Origin of the sequence: Brevundimonas sp., assembly GCF_036399195.1 — a bacterium.
Classification (GTDB): domain Bacteria; phylum Pseudomonadota; class Alphaproteobacteria; order Caulobacterales; family Caulobacteraceae; genus Brevundimonas.
The window spans coordinates 1-4068 of the sequence record NZ_DASWNO010000215.1; the positions used below are offsets into that span (position 1 = coordinate 1).

At 68.3% G+C, this 4068-nt stretch carries 2 protein-coding genes; one reads left to right on the top strand and one right to left on the bottom strand.

Annotated features, from left to right (window positions below):
* Positions 1-237: 237 nt before the first annotated feature.
* Positions 238-2073: a cation:proton antiporter gene (locus tag VGB60_RS09630; protein ID WP_331038045.1), complete on the bottom strand. Its 1836-nt coding sequence runs from the start codon at positions 2071-2073 to the stop codon at positions 238-240.
* Between the two features lie 151 nt (positions 2074-2224).
* Between VGB60_RS09630 and VGB60_RS09635 the strand changes: the two genes are divergently transcribed.
* A partial coding sequence (locus tag VGB60_RS09635) for a M13 family metallopeptidase (protein ID WP_331038046.1) occupies positions 2225-4068 on the top strand: 1844 nt, incomplete at its 3' end.

A 4068-nucleotide genomic window follows, 5' to 3' on the forward strand; every position in this document is an offset into this window, starting at 1 on the left:
GGCCGGGGAGGACGTCTGGGCGATATCTCGCATCGAAAAAATACTCACTGGACGGCGGCTGACATCCGCCGGGAAACTGAACGCAAGAGCGGTGAGACGGCGGGCGCTCGGCCCGGCTCGCCTGTGAGGCGAATTCGCGCAGTCATCACGCAACGATGACCAAAATGGGGTAGCGGGCCAATCCGCGCCTGACCAGCGGCCCGAGCCCCGGCCCGCAGGACCCGCGCGCGGTGCGGCTCAGCGACGCAGTGTCGAGCGCAGCGCCCGCGGGCGGCGCGGGCCGTCGCCTTCGGGCATGGCCTCCTGGAACATCTTGCGGAACCCGTCGCGGCGTTCATGGATCGAGGCCAGCACCAGACCCATGGGGACGCCCAGATCGACTAGCGTGTTCTCGGCCAGCTGCAGACTGGCCTCGGTGGTTTCCGGCACCGCGTCCGTGACCCCGAGCCGGTACAGACGGACCGCGTGCTTCTCGTCGCGCGCCCGAGCGATCAGGCCGACGTCGGGCCTTATGGCGCGCACCGCCCTGACCACCTCGTCGACCTTGGCCGGGCTGTCCATGGTCACCACGACCGCCCGCGCCGTTTCGATGCCGCACAGGGCCAGCATCTCGGCCCGACCGGCGTCGCCGTAGAAGACGTTGGCCCCCTCCTGCCGGCCCTTGGCCACTGTCGCCGCGTTGGCGTCGATGGCGAGGAACGGCTGCTCGTGTGACTTCAGGATGTCGCTGACCAGTCGGCCCACGCGGCCGAAGCCGACGATCAGAACCTGCCCCTCCTCCGCCACCGGCGACATCGCCTCGTTCGGCAGGTCCGGCCTCTCGGCCTTCGCCCGCAGCAACAGCCTGTCGGCCAGCGCGGCCATCAAAGGAATGCTGAAGATGCTCAGCGTCGCCGCCAGCAGCACGGTCTGGGTGAAGGCGGGCGAGGCGATGCCCTCCACCAGCCCCGCGCCCAGGATGACGAAGGCGAACTCGCCGGCGGGACCCAGCACCAGCGCCGCCTCGATCGCGGTGCGAGGTCCCAGCTTCCACGCCCGCGCCGCGCCGTAGATCAGCACCGCCTTCAGCAGGGTCAGCAGGGCGGCCAGGCCGAAGACGCCCCATGGATTGGCCACGACCGCGTCCACATCCAGCCCGATCCCGACCCCGACGAAGAACACCCCGAGCAGGAGCCCCTTGAACGGTTCAATCGAAACCTCGACCTCGCGCCGGAATTCCGTCTCGGCCAGCAGCAGGCCGGCGATCAGGGCGCCGAGGCTCATCGACAGGCCGGCGGCCTGCGCCGCGAGGCCGGCCCCGACGACCACGAGCAGGCTGGCGGCGATGAACATCTCTTGCCCCTGCCCGCGCGCCTTGGCTTTCGCGACGGAACGGAACATCGGGCGCAACACCAGCCGCCCGAGGATGACCAGAAGCGCCAGACCGATGGCGGCCGGAATCAGTGTGAACAGGGCGGGTCCCAGAACGGATGGATCGAACTCTCCCGCCGGCGTGGCGCCGGTGTTGGCCATGGCGGCCAGCACCGTCACCGTGATCAGGATCGGCGCGACCGCCAGGTCCTGCGCCAGCAGGACGGCGAAGGTGGCGCGGCCCGCGGCGGTCGTGATCCGGCCGCGCTCGGCCATCACCGGCATCACCACGGCGGTGGACGAGAGCGCCAGCCCCATGCCCAGCACGGCGGCGGACACCAGCGGCTGGCCCATCAGCATGAACACGGCCCCGAGGGCGACGGTGCAGACCGCCACCTGGGTCAAGCCCAGACCGAACACCAGCCGGCGCATCGCCTTGAGCCGCTCCCACGACAGCTCGAGCCCGATCATGAACAGCAGGAAGGCGACGCCGAGTTCCGACAGCGACCGGATCTGGGCCGCGTCGGAAATGGTCAGCCACGAGAGCCAGGGCGCCTCGTCGGCCAGTCGGGCGAGACCGTGCGGGCCCAGCAGCACGCCCGCCGCCAGAAAGCCGAGAACCGGGCTGATCCTGAGACGGTTGAACAGCGGCACGATGACGCCCGCCGCGGCCAGAAAGACGACCAGATCCTTGTATTCGCCGCCGGCCCCGTGACCCGTCATCCGCTCTCCCTGACGGCTCAGCCTACAGGCTGAAACGCCGTCCTGTCTGGATTTCCGTCGATCATGACAAAAAATTCAGGCGACAGTCATGTGACGAGGCGTAGGGTCGCGCCCGACGCTGTCCGGAACGGAAGCGAAGTCGAGGAAATCCATGAAACGTCTGCTGGTCGGCGCCGCTCTCGGCGCCCTGCTGCTGCCCGCCTCCATCGCATCCGCCCAAACGGCCGACGGTCACGATCACGGCTGCATCGACGACGGATGCACCATCGTCGAACTGTTCCAGACGCCGGCGGAAGGCGCCACGATCCTCGGCTATCAGGGGACCGAAACTCCGAAGTACGGAACCTGGGGCGTCGACCTGAACGGGCGCGACACCTCGGTCAACCCAGGGGACAGCTTCATGCGCTACGCCAACGGCGCGGCGCTGGACCGGATGCAGATCCCGTCCGACCGCACCTCCTACGGCTCATTCGCCCTGCTCCGCGAACTGTCAGACAACCGGGTGAAGGCGATGGTCGAGGACCTCAGCGCCCGCACCGACCTGACCGCAGGATCCGACGAACAGAAGATCGCGGACGCCTACCGGTCCTACATGGACGTGGAGCGGATCGAGGCGCTGGACGCCCAGCCGCTGCAGCCCTATCTCGCCGCCATTCGCGCGGCCAACACCCATGATCTCGCCGCGGTCTATATGGGCGAGATGCAGGGCCGCCTGGGCGCCTCCATCTTCGGCACCGGCATCGGCGCCGACCAGAAGGCCCCCACCCGCTACGTCGTGACGACGAGCCAGGGCGGCCTCGGCCTCCCCAGCCGCGACTACTATCTGGAGGAGCGCTGGGCGTCGAAGAAGGCCCTCTATCAGGCTTACGTCGCCCGCATGCTCGGCATGATCGGCTGGGAAAACCCCGAGCGAGCCGCCGCCGACGTTCTCGCGTTCGAAAACCGCATCGCCGAGGCACACTGGACAGCCGCCGAGAACCGCAACCGCGACGAGACCTACAACGAATTCACGATCGCCCGGCTGGCCGAGGACGCGCCCGGCTTCCCCTGGCAGGACTATTACACCGCCGTCGGTGTCGGGGAGGTTCCACGCCTGATCGTGCGTCAGGACACCGCCCTGCCGAAGATGGCCGCCATCTACGCCGAGACGCCGATCGAGGTGATCCAGGCCTGGCAGGCCTTCCACACCACCGACCAGGCCGCTCCACGACTGTCGAACCGCTTCGCCGACGCCCAGTGGGAGTTCCGCTCGCGGGATCTCAGCGGCCAGCCGATGCAGCGGCCGCGTGACAAGCGGGGCGTCAGCTTCGCCGAAGGCATGCTGGGCGAGGCGATCGGGCGCCAGTACGTCGCCGAATACTTCCCCGCCGACTCCAAGGCCAAGATGGAGGATCTCGTCGCCAACCTGCGCACGGCCCTGGGCAACCGCATCCGCACCTATGAATGGATGAGCCCGGCGACCCAGGCGGCGGCGGCCGAGAAGCTGGCGAAATTCACCGTCAAGATCGGTTATCCGAACAAGTGGCGGGACTATTCCGCCCTTGAGATCCGCCCTGACGACCTGTTCGGCAACGCCGAGCGCGCCGGGCTCTTCCGCTGGAACTATCAGCTCAACCGTCTGAACGACCCGGTCGACAAGACCGAGTGGGGCATGACCCCGCAGACGGTGAACGCCTACTACAACTCGACCAACAACGAGATCGTGTTCCCGGCCGCGATCCTGCAGCCGCCATTCTTCGATCCGGACGCCGACCCCGCGGTCAACTACGGCGGCATCGGCGGCGTCATCGGCCACGAGATCGGCCACGGCTTCGACGACCAGGGCTCCAAGTCCGACGGAGACGGCGTCTTGCGCAGCTGGTGGACGCCCGAAGACCGCGCCAACTTCGACGGCCTGACGAAGCGGCTGGGCGAGCAGTACGCCCAGTTCGAGCCGCTGCCAGGCTTCACCATCAACCCCGGCCTGACCATGGGCGAGAACATCGGCGACGCCGC